17 protein-coding genes and 1 other annotated feature are annotated in these 13,948 nt (G+C 69.7%); of the genes, 15 read left to right on the forward strand and 2 right to left on the reverse strand.

The annotated features are described in order from the left end of the window. The first annotated feature begins 66 nt into the window (after positions 1 to 66). Positions 67 to 119: a sequence feature (sul1 is cis-regulatory element that is thought to sense ions involved in sulfur or methionine metabolism; They are found in Alphaproteobacteria), on the forward strand. A 70-nt stretch (positions 120 to 189) separates the two neighbouring features. From B146_RS0100535 to B146_RS0100550, 4 genes are read left to right on the forward strand one after another with little or no spacing between them, the layout of a single operon-like run. Beyond that, positions 190 to 1,671 (forward strand): SulP family inorganic anion transporter, encoded by a 1,482-nt coding sequence (locus B146_RS0100535; protein WP_019994448.1) that lies wholly within the window; start codon positions 190 to 192, stop codon positions 1,669 to 1,671. Between the two features lie 14 nt (positions 1,672 to 1,685). Then, entirely contained in the window at positions 1,686 to 2,540 is an 855-nt protein-coding gene (locus B146_RS0100540; RefSeq protein ID WP_019994449.1) for a universal stress protein, read from the forward strand. Next, positions 2,537 to 3,094: an NYN domain-containing protein gene (locus B146_RS0100545; protein ID WP_019994450.1), complete on the forward strand. Its 558-nt coding sequence runs from the start codon at positions 2,537 to 2,539 to the stop codon at positions 3,092 to 3,094. The genes B146_RS0100540 and B146_RS0100545 overlap by 4 nt, the downstream gene beginning before the upstream one ends. A gap of 57 nt (positions 3,095 to 3,151) precedes the next feature. Further along, positions 3,152 to 4,351, forward strand: a complete 1,200-nt coding sequence (locus tag B146_RS0100550; protein WP_019994451.1) for an MFS transporter — start codon at positions 3,152 to 3,154, stop codon at positions 4,349 to 4,351. A gap of 64 nt (positions 4,352 to 4,415) precedes the next feature. Here the strand turns inward: B146_RS0100550 and B146_RS0100555 are convergent, their stop codons facing one another. After that, complete coding sequence (locus B146_RS0100555) at positions 4,416 to 5,132, reverse strand: L,D-transpeptidase (protein WP_051091487.1); 717 nt, start codon at positions 5,130 to 5,132, stop codon at positions 4,416 to 4,418. Positions 5,133 to 5,279: 147 nt separating this feature from the next. Beyond that, positions 5,280 to 5,612 (reverse strand): hypothetical protein, encoded by a 333-nt coding sequence (locus B146_RS0100560; protein WP_155897285.1) that lies wholly within the window; start codon positions 5,610 to 5,612, stop codon positions 5,280 to 5,282. 282 nt (positions 5,613 to 5,894) lie between these two features. Here B146_RS0100560 and B146_RS0100565 point away from each other — a divergent pair, with 282 nt between their 5' ends. The 11 genes from B146_RS0100565 to arsK all read left to right on the forward strand — a co-directional run bounded on the left by B146_RS0100565 (position 5,895) and on the right by arsK (position 13,929). Beyond that, complete coding sequence (locus B146_RS0100565; protein ID WP_019994454.1) at positions 5,895 to 6,230, forward strand: ArsR/SmtB family transcription factor; 336 nt, start codon at positions 5,895 to 5,897, stop codon at positions 6,228 to 6,230. Positions 6,231 to 6,275: 45 nt separating this feature from the next. After that, a complete protein-coding gene (locus B146_RS0100570) occupies positions 6,276 to 6,701 on the forward strand; it encodes a YeeE/YedE family protein (RefSeq protein ID WP_019994455.1) in 426 nt (141 codons plus the stop codon). A 3-nt stretch (positions 6,702 to 6,704) separates the two neighbouring features. Continuing rightward, positions 6,705 to 7,163, forward strand: coding sequence for a YeeE/YedE family protein (locus B146_RS0100575; protein WP_019994456.1), 459 nt, complete (start codon positions 6,705 to 6,707; stop codon positions 7,161 to 7,163). Further along, entirely contained in the window at positions 7,160 to 7,960 is an 801-nt protein-coding gene (locus B146_RS0100580; RefSeq protein WP_019994457.1) for a sulfite exporter TauE/SafE family protein, read from the forward strand. Before B146_RS0100575 ends, B146_RS0100580 begins: the two co-directional genes overlap by 4 nt. A gap of 43 nt (positions 7,961 to 8,003) precedes the next feature. Then, on the forward strand, positions 8,004 to 8,909 hold the full coding sequence (locus B146_RS0100585; protein WP_026358209.1) for an MBL fold metallo-hydrolase: 906 nt from the start codon (positions 8,004 to 8,006) through the stop codon (positions 8,907 to 8,909). 17 nt (positions 8,910 to 8,926) lie between these two features. Continuing rightward, complete coding sequence (locus B146_RS0100590) at positions 8,927 to 9,313, forward strand: rhodanese-like domain-containing protein (protein WP_019994459.1); 387 nt, start codon at positions 8,927 to 8,929, stop codon at positions 9,311 to 9,313. Positions 9,314 to 9,431: 118 nt separating this feature from the next. Continuing rightward, a complete protein-coding gene (locus B146_RS0100595) occupies positions 9,432 to 9,785 on the forward strand; it encodes an ArsR/SmtB family transcription factor (protein ID WP_019994460.1) in 354 nt (117 codons plus the stop codon). Then, positions 9,776 to 10,630 carry an arsenate reductase (glutaredoxin) gene (gene arsC, locus B146_RS28155; protein ID WP_019994461.1) on the forward strand — a complete coding sequence of 285 codons (855 nt, stop codon included), beginning with the start codon at positions 9,776 to 9,778 and terminating at the stop codon, positions 10,628 to 10,630. Before B146_RS0100595 ends, arsC begins: the two co-directional genes overlap by 10 nt. Continuing rightward, positions 10,627 to 11,352: an arsenical resistance protein ArsH gene (gene arsH / locus B146_RS0100605; protein WP_019994462.1), complete on the forward strand. Its 726-nt coding sequence runs from the start codon at positions 10,627 to 10,629 to the stop codon at positions 11,350 to 11,352. The genes arsC and arsH overlap by 4 nt, the downstream gene beginning before the upstream one ends. Before the next feature lie 22 nt (positions 11,353 to 11,374). Then, the gene (locus B146_RS0100610) at positions 11,375 to 12,685 is read left to right on the forward strand and encodes an arsenic transporter (RefSeq protein ID WP_019994463.1); all 1,311 of its coding nucleotides are present in this window, start codon (positions 11,375 to 11,377) and stop codon (positions 12,683 to 12,685) included. Beyond that, positions 12,682 to 13,929 (forward strand): arsenite efflux MFS transporter ArsK, encoded by a 1,248-nt coding sequence (gene arsK, locus B146_RS0100615; RefSeq protein ID WP_244498137.1) that lies wholly within the window; start codon positions 12,682 to 12,684, stop codon positions 13,927 to 13,929. Before B146_RS0100610 ends, arsK begins: the two co-directional genes overlap by 4 nt. Positions 13,930 to 13,948: the final 19 nt, after the last annotated feature.

The following is a 13,948-nucleotide window of genomic DNA, read 5'->3' on the forward strand; positions in this document are numbered from 1 at the left end:
GCTGCGGCGCAAGTGCCGCCGCGAGGGGTTGTCTTCGCTGCTGAACTCGTGGATAAGGACGGCGAGTTTGGACCCGTTTGATCGGGTGGCTACGCTGGGCGCCGATCCCCCGGCCAATTTGAACCCATTCTGACCGTTGCGTGCCCGAGGGCCGACCGTCGGGTTCACCTCCAAGACTGAAACTCATTTATGCATTTCGAAACACTCCGCAGCGAGTGGTTCGGGAATGTGCGCGCCGACCTCCTCGCGGGGCTGGTCGTCGCGCTCGCACTTATTCCCGAAGCCATCGCCTTCTCCATCATCGCCGGCGTTGACCCGAAGGTCGGCCTCTACGCCTCCTTCACGATCGCCGTCCTCACCGCCGTCTTCGGCGGCCGCCCGGGCATGATCTCGGCCGCCACCGCGGCCACCGCCGTCCTCATGATCACGCTCGTGCGCGACCACGGGCTCCAGTACCTTCTCGCAGCCACCGTCCTCGCCGGCCTCCTCCAGGTCGCGGCCGGCCTCCTGCGGCTTGGCGACGCCATGCAGTTCGTCTCGCGCTCCGTCATGACAGGCTTTGTGAACGCGCTGGCGATCCTCATCTTCATGGCCCAGATCCCCGAGCTGGTGGGCGTGCCGTCCCTGACCTACGCCATGGTCGCGCTGGGCCTTGCCATCATCTACCTCTTCCCGCGCATCACGACCGCGATTCCCTCGCCGCTCGTCGCCATCGTCGTCCTCACCGCGATCTCGCTCGGGTTCGGCATGGACCTCAGGGTCGTCGGGGACATGGGCGAGCTGCCCTCGACGCTTCCCGTCTTCCTCCTGCCCGACATCCCGCTGAACCTCGACACGCTCCTCGTCATCCTGCCCTACTCGGCGGCGGTCGCTGTGGTCGGGCTTCTGGAGTCGCTGATGACGGCGCAGATCGTCGACGACCTCACCGACACCCCGTCCGACAAGAACCGCGAATGCGTCGGACAGGGCATCGCCAACACGGTGACGGGCTTCTTCGGCGGCATGGCGGGGTGCGCGATGATCGGCCAGTCGGTCATCAACATCAAGTCGGGCGGACGTGGACGGCTGTCCTGCGCCTTCGCCGGCGTCGCGCTTCTGTTCATGATCGTGGTGCTCGGCGACTGGGTCCGCGTGATCCCGATGGCCGCCCTCGTCGCCATCATGATCATGGTCTCGATCGGCACCTTCTCGTGGGGCTCGCTGAAGGACCTGACGCTCCACCCGAAGCGCTCTTCGCTCGTCATGCTGGCAACCGTAGTCACCGTCGTGTGGACCCACAACCTCGCCATCGGCGTCGTGATCGGCGTGATGCTGTCGGGCGTGTTCTTCGCCTCCAAGGTTGCCCAGATCTTCCGCGTCACGTCCGAGCTCTCGGTGGAAGGACGCACGCGCACCTACCGCGTCGAGGGCCAGGTGTTCTTCGCCTCGACCGGGCGCTTCGCATCCGCCTTCGACTTCAAGGAGGCGCTCGACCGCGTGGTGATCGACGTCGGCCCCGCGCACATCTGGGACCTCTCCGGGGTGGCCGCGCTCGACCGCGTCATCCTGAAGTTCCGCCGCGAGGGCGCCGAGGTCATGGTCCTCGGCCTCAACGAGGCGAGCGCGACGATCGTCGACAAGCTCGCCGTCCACGACAAGCCAGGCGCCATGGACCGCCTGATGGGCCATTGAGCGAGGAGACCCGCATGACGAAGATCATCGCCTGCATCGACGGCTCGGCCTACGGCGCGAGCGTCTGCGACCACGCGGCTTGGGCCGCGGGACGTCTCGGCGCTCCCGTCGAGGTCGTCCATGCCCTCGGACGCCGCGACACGTCGAGCGCGCCGTTCGACCTCAGTGGCAGCCTGGAGTTCGGCGGCCGCGAGGCCCTGATGGGGGAGCTTGCCGAACTCGACCGCCAGAAGGCCAAGCTCGCCACGACCCGCGGCCACCACATCCTCACCGAGGCCGTCGCCCGGTTGCGGTCCGACGGGGTCGGCGAGGTCACGGAGAAGCTCCGGCATGGCGACGTGGCGGACATGATCACCGACCTCGACGCCGAGACGCGCCTTGTCGTCATCGGCAAGCGGGGCGAGGCCGCCGACTTCGCCAAGGGCCATCTCGGGTCCAACCTCGAGCGCGTCGTGCGGTCGACGACCAAGCCCGTCCTGATCGCGGCCCGCGCCTTCAAGCCCGTCGAACGGGTCATGGTGGCCTTCGACGGCGGGCAGTCGTCCGCCCGGGTGGTCGAGCGGCTGGCCGCCAGCCCGCTCGTCGCGGGGCTGCCGTGCCTCATCCTGATGGCGGGGACGCGAAGCGGAGAGCCGGCGGCCCGCCTTCACGAGGCGGAGAGGATACTGTCGGCCGCCGGCTACCACGTCACGGTCGCCATCGAGGACGGCGAGCCCGACGACGTCATCGCAAGCCGTGCGAAGGCGGACGGGATCGACCTCCTGGTGATGGGCGCCTACGGGCACTCGCGCATCCGCAACCTCATCGTCGGAAGCACGACGACCGCGCTCATACGGTCCTGCGCGATCCCCGTGCTCGTGATCCGGTGATCGCGGCCGGCCATGCCGGGCTGAGCGCTCCGGGCTTCGTGCTCGTGGCGTTCGACGGCGCCAACTGCGACCGCATCCGCAAGTCGCTCGGGTGCCGCATTCCCTTCCCGAGCCTCCTGCGGTTCCTCGTCCCCGGCGGCGAGCCGGTGCGGGCGGTCTACCATCGCGACCTTCGCGACCGCACGGAAGCCAAACGGCTGGATGGGCTCCTGCGCCATCTGGAGCGCAAGGGCTTCGAGGTGCACGGGGCCGGGCCCGACGACATGGGGAACGGTCCCCGCGAGCGGTACGGCACCAACCTCGTGGAACTCGCGGTCGCGGTCATGGGGTTCGCGGACGAAGCGCGCCGCGTCGTACTGGTCGGCGGGGACCGCAAGCTCGTGCCGCTGGCGCAGGCGCTGCGGGAACGCGGCACGCACCTGACGGTGGCGACGGCGCTGTCCGTCCCCGAGGTCATACGCGCGTCGCCGGAGCTTCTGGACGAAGCCAACGAGGTGGTCGACTTCACCGCGCACGTTCTGGCCGCGGCGGACGGCGAGAAACGGAACGACTAGAGATGGCCCCGGCACCCGCCGGGGGCATCGCACGGAAGACAGCACGGAAGGCATGGCATGGGGCGGTTCATCGCCGACAACGCACGGTGGCTGGCGGGCGGCTTCCTGCTCACCCTCTTCTCCTCCTTCGGGCAGACCTTCTTCATCTCGCTGTCGAACCCCGGCATCCGTGAGGCCTACGGGCTGACCCACGGCGAGTTCGGCGGTCTCTACATGCTGGCGACGCTCGGCAGCGCCTTCACGCTGCCCTTTCTCGGCCGCGTCATCGACCGCTACCGCACGACGACGGTGGCGGCTGGGACGATCGCCATGCTGGCGGTCGCGACGGTGGCGATGGGTCTGTCGGCATCGCTCCCGTTCCTCGTCCTGTCGCTCTACCTCCTGCGTCTGTTCGGACAGGGCATGATGACCCAGACCGCCCTGACCGCGACCGGGCGCTGGTTCGCCGCCAACCGCGGCCGCGCCGTGTCCCTCGTCACGCTCGGCCAGCAGGCGGGCGAGGCCTCGTTCCCGTTCCTGTTCGTCCTGGTCGCGGGAGCGATCGGCTGGAGGCAGTCCTGGTTCACGGGGACGGCCGCCCTCCTCTTCGTGGCGCTTCCCGCCGTCTGGCTGCTCCTGCGGCGCGATCGCATCCCGCTGAACGACCCCGTCGCGAAGGTGCGCACGGTCGCCCGGGACTGGACCCTGTCCGAGGTCCTGCGCGACCCGAACTTCTACCTGATCTCGGCGGGCGTGCTGGCGCCGCCGTTCGTCGCCACGACGATCTTCTTCCACCAGGTCTACCTGACGGAGCTTCGCGGCTGGCCGCTGACGCTGTTCGCGGCGGGCTTCGCGGTCATGTCGGTCGCGAACGTCACCTTCACGCTGTTCTCCGGCTGGCTAATCGACCGCCTGTCGGCGGCCCGCGTCCTGCCGATGTTCCTCTTGCCGCTGGCCGCGGCGAGCCTCATCGCCGCCTTCGTCACCGCTCCATGGGCGATCTTCGCCTTCATGGCGCTGATGGGCGTCAGCAACGGCTTCTCGTCGACCTTGTCGGGCGCCATGTGGCCGGAGCTCTACGGCACGAAGCACCTCGGCGCGATCCGCTCGGTCGTGGTGGCGACGATGGTGTTCGCCAGCGCGGCCGGCCCGGGGCTGACGGGATACCTCATCGACGCCGGGGTCGACTACGATCTCCAGCTCGCGGCCATGAGTGTGTACGCGCTGGTCGCGGCCGCGGGCATGTGGGTCGTGTCGCGGCGGATCGCAGGCAAGTGAAGCAGGGGCTGGTCGCCACTCGAACTCGCGGGGCGGCGGGTCCCTCCCGTCGCCCCGCGCCTTCTCACGCGTTGGCCAGGCCAGCGCCGCCATGCTCCATGACGATGATCGGGCTTCCGTTCCGCACGTTGTCGTAGAGGTGGATGACGTCCTGGTTCAGGAGGCGGATGCAGCCCGACGACACGGCCTTGCCGATCGACCATGGCTGGTGCGTCCCGTGCAGGCGGTAAAGCGTGTCGACGTTGCCTTGGTGGATGTAGTGGGCGCGGGCTCCGAGCGGGTTCGTCGGCCCAGGGTCCATGCCGCCGTTGGCGATCGAGTAGGGTCTGAGCTCCGGCTGGCGCTCGACCATGGAGTCCGGCGGCGTCCAGCGCGGCCACTCGCGCTTGTAGGCCATGTGGGCCCGCCCGGACCAGGCGAAGCCCTGCCGCCCAACGCCGATCCCGTATCGCGTGGCGCGGCCAGGCGCGGTGACGTGGTAGAGGTACTTGGCCGCGGTGTCGACGACGAGCGTCCCGACGCGTTCGCTCGTGGGATAGTCGACGTCCTCCTGTCGCCAGAACACCGGATCGACCTTCGACACGTCCACCGCCGGAACGGAGAAGCGCTCGTTCGGAAGAGCTTGGTACATCAGCGGGACGGCGCGGGGCGCAGCCGGCGTAGTCGGTTCTGCGGGAGGACGGCGAGCCGGTGGAGGCGGAGCGACGGCAGGCTTCGGCGTCGCCACGCAACCTGACAGGGCCACGGCGCACAGGCCGGAGAGGAAGGCGCGTCGGGGCATCGGGGACACGGCGGGGCGTTCGGCGGCCGCAGGATCGGCGCCGACCCCGGTTGAGATCACGGGCATGGATGAGAACACTTCGAAGGCGTGAGGGTACGGGCTCGCAGGGCGAGCGCGCCATTCACGCGTGAGACGGGGAATGGGTGACTAGGCCTTCGTTCCCGTGCCCTTCGGCGGACGGTCGAGCCCATCCGGCATCCAGTGCGGCACGGCCTCCTCAACCGCGGGGGGTGGTGCGGGCGTCGCGGCGTCCGGCTCCGTCAGCATGGATACACCGAGGCGGTCGGCAACGACCTTGCAGCCCTGCACCTGCCCTTGTCCGACAAGGGTGACGGCGCTGTCCCGGGCGGTTGTCGACGAGACCGAGACGAACCGCTTGCAGGTTCCGGCATGGGCGCTCGTCGACAGCGCGAGCGTACCCTGGGCCAGGAAGCCCAAGGCCATCACGATCGTCGCCAGCCATCTCGCCCATGCATGCATGGCGCGGACCATAGAGGGCGGCGGAGCGGATGGCCACCGCCGATCGTATCGATCGAGGCTAGGCCGTATGGCTGGGTGCCCAAGACGGGCACCCAGCCATGGGCTGCCGAACCGGAAGGGACGGGACGGTCCGGCAGCCTCCTCGAGACCCGGGATACCGCGAGCGGCGGTCACCGTGTCGATCTCCGGGCCCTGCGGTTGTGAAACGGTGAGCAACACTTCCACCAACCCCACACTCACGACGCCCTTGAACATTAGAGATCACTATATTAGATTTTTCTCATGCACAAGGAGGGCACGCAGGTGGACGGCATGCAGGAGTTCGAAGCCAAGGCGAGCGAGGTCGCCGCCATCCTGAAGGCGGTCGCCAACGAGCGGCGCCTCATGCTCTTGTGCAAGCTCCTCGACATGGGCGAGGCGAACGTCGGCACGCTGGCCGACGCCGTCGGCCTGTCGCAGTCGGCGCTTTCCCAGCACCTCACCGTCCTGCGCGAGCAGGGCATCGTCGCCTACCGGCGTGAGAGCCAGACGCTCTGGTACCACATCGCCGATCCGAGGATCGAAGCGCTCTTCGGGACGCTTCAGGGCCTGTTCTGTCCGCCCAAGAATGGGGTTTAGGTAGCGCCTTCCCCGCCGACGCTTGCCGCCTGAGGAGCCACGACCATGGATCACTTCACTCCCGTGTCCGCCCTCGGTGGCGGCCTCCTGATCGGCCTCTCCGTCGCCATCCTGCTTCTGGCGAACGGGCGCATCGCCGGCATCAGCGGCATCCTCGACGGGGCCTTGAAGATCGGCGGGTCGGAGACTGGGTGGCGCCTCGCCTTCCTGGTCGGGCTGCTGGCTGCCGTCCCTGTGATGGCCCTCGCCGGATACGCCCTGCCGGTCGTGCAGGTGGGGGCGACGCTTCCCATTGTCGCGCTCGCCGGCGTCCTCGTCGGCTTTGGCACGCGCCTCGGGTCGGGCTGCACCAGCGGTCATGGCGTCTGCGGCATCGGCCGCGGGTCGGGCCGCTCGATCGTCGCGACGCTGACCTTCATGGCGAGCGCCGCCGCCACCGTCTTCGTCGTCCGCCACGTCCTCGGAGCCTGACCCATGGCCCGCATCCTCCTCGCCCTTCTGTCCGGCCTCGTCTTCGGCGTCGGGCTCGTCGTCTCGCAGATGGTCGTCCCCGAGAAGGTTCTCGGCTTCCTCGACGTGTTCGGGAACTGGGACCCGAGCCTTGCCTTCGTCATGGGCGGCGCGATCCTCGTCTCCGCGCCCGCTTTCGCCCTTGCCCGTCGCATGGGACGCCCGCTGGTCGCCCCAAGATTCGAGATCCCGACGCGCCGCGACATCGACGCCCGGCTTCTGTTCGGTGCCGTGATCTTCGGCCTCGGCTGGGGGCTCGTCGGCCTGTGCCCGGGTCCGGCGATCGCCGCGATCGGCCTGAGCCCGGTGCCCGCGCTTGTCTTCGTCGCGGCGATGGTCGCGGGCATGCTCCTGTTTCGACTGACGCTGGATCCGAGCGCCGCGGTGGCCTCTGCCGCGCCCGGGCAGGAGGCGGACGCATGACCGCCGCTCCCGTCATGCTCGCCGCCGCGACGGGCTCGGGCGGCCTCGTCGGCCTCGTCCTCGGCCTCTTCGGCGGGGGCGGCTCGATCCTCGCGGTCCCGCTCCTCGTCTACGTCGTGGGCATTGCCTCGCCGCACGTGGCGATCGGAACGAGTGCGGTCGCGGTCGCGGCCAGCGCGCTCGGCAACCTCGTGCCGCATGCGAGGGCCGGCCGGGTGAAGTGGCGCTGCGCCGCCGTCTTCGCCCTCGCCGGGGTCGCGGGCTCGCTGGCGGGCGCAGCAGCGGCCAAGGCCGTCGATGGCGAACGGCTCCTCGCCCTCTTCGGCCTCGTGATGATCGGCGTCGGCCTCGCCATGATGCGTCGCCGAGGCACGGCGGGCGATCCCGCTGTTCGCCTGACCTGGGAGAGCGCCCCCCGCCTCCTGCCGATGCTGGTCGGCATTGGGTTCGCGGTCGGTCTGTTCTCCGGCTTCTTCGGGATCGGCGGCGGCTTCCTGATCGTGCCGGGCCTCGTCCTCGCGACGGGCATGCCGCTGGCCTACGCCATCGGCACCTCACTCGTTGGCGTCGCGGCCTTCGGCGCGGCGACCGCGGGGAGCTACGCCCTCTCCGGGCTCGTCGACTGGCCCGTCGCCGCCCTCTTCGTCGCCGGCGGTCTCGTCGGCGGCTGGGCCGGGACCGCGCTCGGAACACGCCTCGCCAGCCACAAGCAGACGCTCGGCCTCGCCTTCGCCGGCCTCGTCGTTGCCGTCGGCCTCTTCATCGTCGCCAAGGGGTCCGGCGCGCTTCTCGCCTGATCCCCCCATCCGAACCCACACACTCACCGTCATGAGAACCGACATGTCGTCCCCGACACCCGATCGCCTCGCCGGCACGCCCGTCGTCACCGGCTTCTTCGACAAGCGCACGTTCAGCGTCCAGTACGTCGTCGCCGATCCCGAGACGCGGGCCTGCGCTATCATCGACCCCGTGCTCGACTTCGACCCGAAGTCGGGCGCGACCGCCACAACCTCGGCCGACGAGATCCTCGCCTTCATCGAGCGCGAGGGCTTGCGGCTGGAATGGATCCTCGACACGCACCCGCACGCCGACCACTTCTCGGCGGCCGGCTACCTGCACGACCGGACGGGCGCCCCGACGGCGATCGGCGAGAAGGTGCGCGGGGTCCAAAAGCTCTGGCAGGGGATCTATCATATCAAGGGCTGCTGCCCGGCCGACGGCTCGCAGTGGAACCGTCTCTTCGCGGACGGCGAGCGCTTCCGGATCGGCAACCTCGAGGTCGAGGTCCTGTTCACGCCGGGCCACACGCTGGCCTCGATCGCCTACCGGGTCGGCGACACCGTCTTCGTCCACGACACGCTGTTCATGCCGGACGGCGGCACGGCGCGGGCCGACTTCCCCGGGGGCAGCGCGGACGCGCTCTGGGACAGCATCCAGCGCATCCTGGCCCTGCCGGGCAACACGCGCGTCTTCACCGGACACGACTACCAGCCGGGCGGACGAGAGCCGCGCTGGGAATCGACGGTCGACGAACAGCGCCGCACGAACGTCCACCTCGTGAAGGCGCCCACGCGCGAGGCCTTCGTCAAGCTTCGCGAGGACCGCGACCGCGAGCTCGCCATGCCGAACCTCATCCTCCATTCGCTCCAGGTGAACATCCGGGGCGGTCGCCTGCCGGAACCCGAGGACGACGGACGGCGCTACCTGAAGATCCCGCTCGACGCGCTCGAAGGCGCGGCCTGGTGAACGTGAAGGAGAGACCCATGACCATACGAAGTGCGAAGGACGTCGTCGCCGAGGCCCGTGCCGGGGTGACGAGCGTCACGGCCGAGGAGGCGGCCGCCGAGGTGGGTTCGCCCGACACCGTGTTCGTTGACGTGCGCGAGGCCAACGAGGTGGTGAAGACGGGAACCGTCGCGGGGGCCGTCCATGTGCCGCGGGGCCTTCTCGAGTTCCAGGCCGATCCCTCGAGCCCCAGCCACAACCCGCGGCTCGACCCCGCCAAGCGGATCCTCCTGTTCTGCGCCTCGGGCGGTCGCTCGACGCTGGCGGCCAAGGCGCTGGCGGAGATGGGCTACGCCGACGTCGCTTCGGTCGAGGGCGGCTTCCCGGCGCTGGAGAAGGCTGGTGCCAGGACGACCTCGACCTGATCGCGCCCGGCGGGGCAGCTTCCTGCCCGGCCTCGAGGGGACGGATGTCACGCTCGGCAACACCGACGTCCGTTCTTTCTCACTTGAATACTGCAACGATGTTTGCAATATCGTAGGGATGAACGACGACTCAGCCGTTGCCGCCCTGTCCGCCCTCGCTCACGCCGACCGCCTCGCGGCCTTCCGGATGCTGGTTCGGGCCGGCCCGAACGGAATGCCGTCCGGGGAGATCGCCGAGGCGCTGTCCATCCCGCCGACGCGGATGAGCTTTCACCTCGCGACGCTGGAACGCGCCAAGCTTCTGCGCTCGTGGCGAGATGGGCGCCGCATCCTCTACGCGGCGAGCTACGACGACATGCGCCAGCTCCTCGCCTTCCTGACGGAGGACTGCTGTTCGGGGAACCCGGCAATCTGCGGGAACTTCGGCGCCGACCTCCTCGCCCCGTCATGCCCGTCGGAGACATGCTCGTGACCGTCACGATCTACCACAACCCCGCCTGCGGCACGTCCCGCAACACGCTGGAGATGATCCGACAGTCCGGCGAGGAGCCGGAGGTCGTCGAGTACCTGAAGGCTCCCCCGAGCCGCGAGCGGCTGATCGAACTGATCCACGCCATGGGCATCCGCCCGCGCGACCTCCTTCGCGAGAAGGGCACGCCCTACGCCGAACTCGGCCTCGGGAACCAGACGCTGTCCGACGACGCCCTCCTCGATGCCATGATGGCGCACCCAATCCTGATCAACCGTCCGATCGTCGTGACGGACAAGGGCGCCGCGCTCTGCCGCCCTTCGGAGAAGGTGCTGCCGCTTCTCGCCAACCCCGTCGCCACCTTCACCAAGGAGGACGGGGAGACTTGTCGGAGGCACCCCGGCATGATCCCGACGCTCGTCGCGACCGCCGTCGACGATCCGGCCGGCCTCGTCGGCCTCCTGTCCGCGGCGGGGCTGCCGACCGAGGACGTGGCGGAGCCCGGCCGGGTGTTCCTGCGCTACGCCACCGAGGACGGCGAGTTCGTCGGGATCGGCGGCTTCGAACCCCTCGGCGCCGCCGTCCTCCTGCGATCCATCGTCGTCGTTCCCGAGCAACGCGGGCGCGGCGTCGGCGGCGCGATCGCGGCTGACCTGATGCAGCGTGGTCGCGGGCAAGGCGCAGCCGACGCGTTCGCCTTCACGACAGGGGAACGGACCTTCCTAGCGGCGCTCGGCTTCCGCCGCGTCGAACGGACGGAGGCTCCCGCCGCGGTGCTGGCGACCCGGCAGGCCATGGGCCTGTGTTCGGCCTCGGCCGTGCTGTGGCGGAAGGAGACCGCGCGATGACAGACCCCGCCGCGCGCGACCTGCCCTCCGCGGACCTCGACCAGCTTCGCCCGATCGACGTGGACGCGCTCGCCGGCCCCGGCGCACCGACGCACCCGCCGCGCATCCTCGTCCTCTACGGCTCGATCCGCGAGCGGTCCTATTCCCGCCTCCTGTCCGAGGAGGCCGGCCGCCTGCTTCGCTGGTTCGACTGCGAGGTGCGCACGTTCGACCCTCGCGGTCTGCCGCTTCCCGATGGGGCGGAACCCGACCACCCGAAGGTGAAAGAGCTACGCGACCTAGCCGACTGGTCCGAGGGCATGGTCTGGGTCAGCCCGGAGCGCCACGGCGCTATGACGGCCATCATGAAGGCGCAGATCGACTGGATTCCCCTGGCCCTCGGCGCCAAGCGTCCGACGCAGGGCAAGACGCTCGCCGTCATGGAGGTGTCGGGCGGCTCGCAGTCCTTCAACGCCGTGAACCAGATGCGCATCCTCGGCCGCTGGATGCGCATGGTGACGATCCCCAACCAGTCGTCGGTGCCGAAGGCCTTCCTCGAGTTCGACGAGGCGGGGCGCATGAAGCCGTCCGCCCTCTACAGCCGCGTGGTCGACATCTGCGAGGAACTGGTGAAGTTCACCCACCTCGTACGCGGCCGCTCGGACCACCTGACGGATCGCTACTCCGAGCGCGTCGAGAGCGCCGAGAAGCTGTCCGAGCGCGTCAACCAGCGCACCCTCTGATCCTCTTGTCTCCGGACCGTCCATGCTGGCCCTCGCGATCTTCGTCGCCACCCTCGTCCTCGTCATCTGGCAGCCGAGGGGCCTCGGCATCGGGTGGTCGGCGCTCGCCGGCGCTGCCGTCGCGTTGGCGACCGGCGTCGTCGGCTGGGGCGACGTCGGGACGGTCTGGAAGATCGTGTGGGACGCGACGTTCACCTTCGTCGCGCTGATCGTCATCTCGCTCGTCCTCGACGAGGCCGGGTTCTTCACTTGGGCGGCTCTCCACGTCGCCCGCTGGGGCGGAGGCAACGGGCGGCGGCTGTTCCCGCTCGTCGTTCTGCTGGGTGCGGCGATCGCCGCCGTCTTCGCCAACGACGGGGCAGCGCTGCTTCTCACCCCGATCGTGCTCGCCATCCTCCTGCGCCTCGACTTCCCGCCGGCCGGGGCGCTCGCCTTCGTCGTCGCCTGCGGGTTCGTCGCCGACACGACCAGCCTGCCACTCGTGGTGTCGAACCTCGTCAACATCGTCACCGCGAACTTCTTCGATGTGTCCTTCGGCCGCTACGCCGCGGTCATGGTGCCGGTGAACCTCGTCTCGCTGGCGGCGACGCTCCTCGTCCTTTGGGCGTTCTTCCGGAAGGACATCCCGGCGACCTACGACGTGGGCCGGCTCGAAGCCCCCGGCAGCGCCATCGGCGACCCGGCCGTGTTCCGCACCGCGTTCCCGCTCCTCGGGCTCCTGCTCGTCGCATACTTCGTGACGGGGCCGCTCGGCGTGCCGATCGCGTTTGTCACCGGCGCCGCCGCCCTCGTCCTCATGGCGGTCGCGGGACGGTGGTTCACCGGCGGGCGCGGTGCGGTGATCGACCTGTCGAAGGTCCTGCGCGGGGCGCCGTGGCAGATCGTCCTGTTCTCGATCGGCATGTACCTCGTCGTCTACGGCCTCGGGAACGCTGGCCTGACCGACATCGCGGCAGGCGCCCTGCGCTGGCTCGCCGACCGGGGCACGTTCATCGCCACCGTCGGCACGGGGTTCGTAGTGGCGGTGCTCGCCTCCGTCATGAACAACATGCCGGCGACCCTCGTCGGGGCGCTCGCCATCGATCGGGCCGACGTAGGGCCCCTGACCCGCGAGCTCATGGTCTACGCCAACGTCGTCGGGAACGACCTCGGCCCGAAGCTCACGCCGATCGGCTCGCTGGCGACCCTCCTGTGGCTGCACGTCCTCGCGGGCAAGGGGCAGCGGATCACCTGGGGCCAGTATATGAAAGTCGGTCTTGTCCTGACCCCGCCCGTGCTCTTGGCGACGCTCGCCGCCCTCTGGGTGTGGCTGCCGCTCGTCTCGTCGCGGTGAGCAGCCCGCGAGGCCCTTGGGCGGATATCGCCGCCCTCGGGGTCAGCCAGATCGTCGGCTACGGGACCCTCTACTACAGCTTCGGCATCCTCGCCCCCGCGATGGCGCAAGACATCGGGTGGCCGACCGAATGGGTGTTCGGCGCTCTCTCGGTCGCGCTGCTCGCGGGCGGGCTGGTCGCCCCTTGGACGGGGCGCTGGCTCGACCACTTCGGCGCCGGTCGCGTCATGGCCGCGGGCTCCGTCGCGGCCGCCGTTGCGCTGGTCGCCGCTGCCCTTGCTCCCGCTGCCCCCGCCTTCGTCCTCGCCCTCGTCGCCATCGAGGTCGCGTCCACCTTCGTCCAATACGGGGCGGCGTTCCCGCTGCTGGTCCAGCGTCACCCGGAGACGGCGCAGCGGAGCATCCTTACCCTCACCCTGATCGCCGGGTTCGCCTCGACCCTGTTCTGGCCCCTGACGACATGGCTTCACGGGACGATGTCGTGGCGGGAGGTCTATCTCGTCTTCGCGGCCATGAACCTCGCGGTCTGCCTCCCCATCCACCTGTGGCTGGCCCGTCGGCCGAAGGCCTCGGAGCTCCTGGTGGCCGGAATTGAACCTGTTGCCCCCGTCGCCCCGGCATGGGGCCTCGTGCCGCCGCATCTCCGGTCCCGGGCCTTCCTCCTGATGGGGGTCGCCTTCGCCTTCCAGAGCCTCGTGGTCTCGTCCGTTCTGGTCCACATGCTGCCGATCCTGTCCGCGCTTGGGCTGGGCCTCGCGGGCGTCATGGTCAGCGCCGTGTTCGGGCCGGCGCAGGTCGCGGGCCGCTTCACCCTCATGGTGTTCGGGCGGGACCTGTCACCGCTGGCGCTCGCGGTGATCTCCGCAGCCCTTCTGCCTGCCTCGCTGGTCCTCCTCGCGGCCACTGCGCCATCGCCCGTCGGGGCTGCCGTCTTCGCCGCCCTGTTCGGCCTCGGGAACGGCCTCTACAGCATCGTCGGAGGCACCCTGCCGCTCGCGCTCTTCGGGCCAGAGGGGTACGGCGCGTTGCAGGGGCGGGTCACGTCCATACGGCTGATCGTCGGGTCAGCGGCGCCGTTCGCCTTCGCTCTCGCGACGGACTGGATGGGCGTCGGCGGCGGCCTGCTGGTCACGGCGCTCCTCGGCTGCGGGGCGGTTGTTGCCTTTGCCTCCGTCAGACTCCTCGTCAAGGAAGCAGCCTGCGCACCCTCGAACGCGTCGACGGATGTCAGCTCTAACGCGTAACTGCTCCAGAGCGGACAGT

Source organism: Aureimonas ureilytica DSM 18598 = NBRC 106430, from assembly GCF_000382705.1.
Classification (GTDB): domain Bacteria; phylum Pseudomonadota; class Alphaproteobacteria; order Rhizobiales; family Rhizobiaceae; genus Aureimonas; species Aureimonas ureilytica.

Excerpts from the sequence above, each read along its gene's own strand:
- B146_RS0100535 (WP_019994448.1), top strand. The coding sequence starts at position 190 with ATGCATTTCGAAACACTCCGCAGCGAGTGGTTCGGGAATGTGCGCGCC.
- arsC (WP_019994461.1), top strand. The coding sequence starts at position 9,776 with ATGCTCGTGACCGTCACGATCTACCACAACCCCGCCTGCGGCACGTCC.
- B146_RS0100610 (WP_019994463.1), top strand. The coding sequence starts at position 11,375 with ATGCTGGCCCTCGCGATCTTCGTCGCCACCCTCGTCCTCGTCATCTGG.
- B146_RS0100565 (WP_019994454.1), top strand. The coding sequence starts at position 5,895 with ATGCACAAGGAGGGCACGCAGGTGGACGGCATGCAGGAGTTCGAAGCC.
- B146_RS0100595 (WP_019994460.1), top strand. The coding sequence starts at position 9,432 with ATGAACGACGACTCAGCCGTTGCCGCCCTGTCCGCCCTCGCTCACGCC.
- B146_RS0100550 (WP_019994451.1), top strand. The coding sequence starts at position 3,152 with ATGGGGCGGTTCATCGCCGACAACGCACGGTGGCTGGCGGGCGGCTTC.
- B146_RS0100575 (WP_019994456.1), top strand. The coding sequence starts at position 6,705 with ATGGCCCGCATCCTCCTCGCCCTTCTGTCCGGCCTCGTCTTCGGCGTC.
- B146_RS0100540 (WP_019994449.1), top strand. The coding sequence starts at position 1,686 with ATGACGAAGATCATCGCCTGCATCGACGGCTCGGCCTACGGCGCGAGC.
- B146_RS0100580 (WP_019994457.1), top strand. The coding sequence starts at position 7,160 with ATGACCGCCGCTCCCGTCATGCTCGCCGCCGCGACGGGCTCGGGCGGC.
- B146_RS0100560 (WP_155897285.1), bottom strand. The coding sequence starts at position 5,612 with ATGCATGCATGGGCGAGATGGCTGGCGACGATCGTGATGGCCTTGGGC.
- B146_RS0100570 (WP_019994455.1), top strand. The coding sequence starts at position 6,276 with ATGGATCACTTCACTCCCGTGTCCGCCCTCGGTGGCGGCCTCCTGATC.
- arsH (WP_019994462.1), top strand. The coding sequence starts at position 10,627 with ATGACAGACCCCGCCGCGCGCGACCTGCCCTCCGCGGACCTCGACCAG.
- B146_RS0100555 (WP_051091487.1), bottom strand. The coding sequence starts at position 5,132 with ATGCCCCGACGCGCCTTCCTCTCCGGCCTGTGCGCCGTGGCCCTGTCA.
- B146_RS0100585 (WP_026358209.1), top strand. The coding sequence starts at position 8,004 with ATGTCGTCCCCGACACCCGATCGCCTCGCCGGCACGCCCGTCGTCACC.
- B146_RS0100590 (WP_019994459.1), top strand. The coding sequence starts at position 8,927 with ATGACCATACGAAGTGCGAAGGACGTCGTCGCCGAGGCCCGTGCCGGG.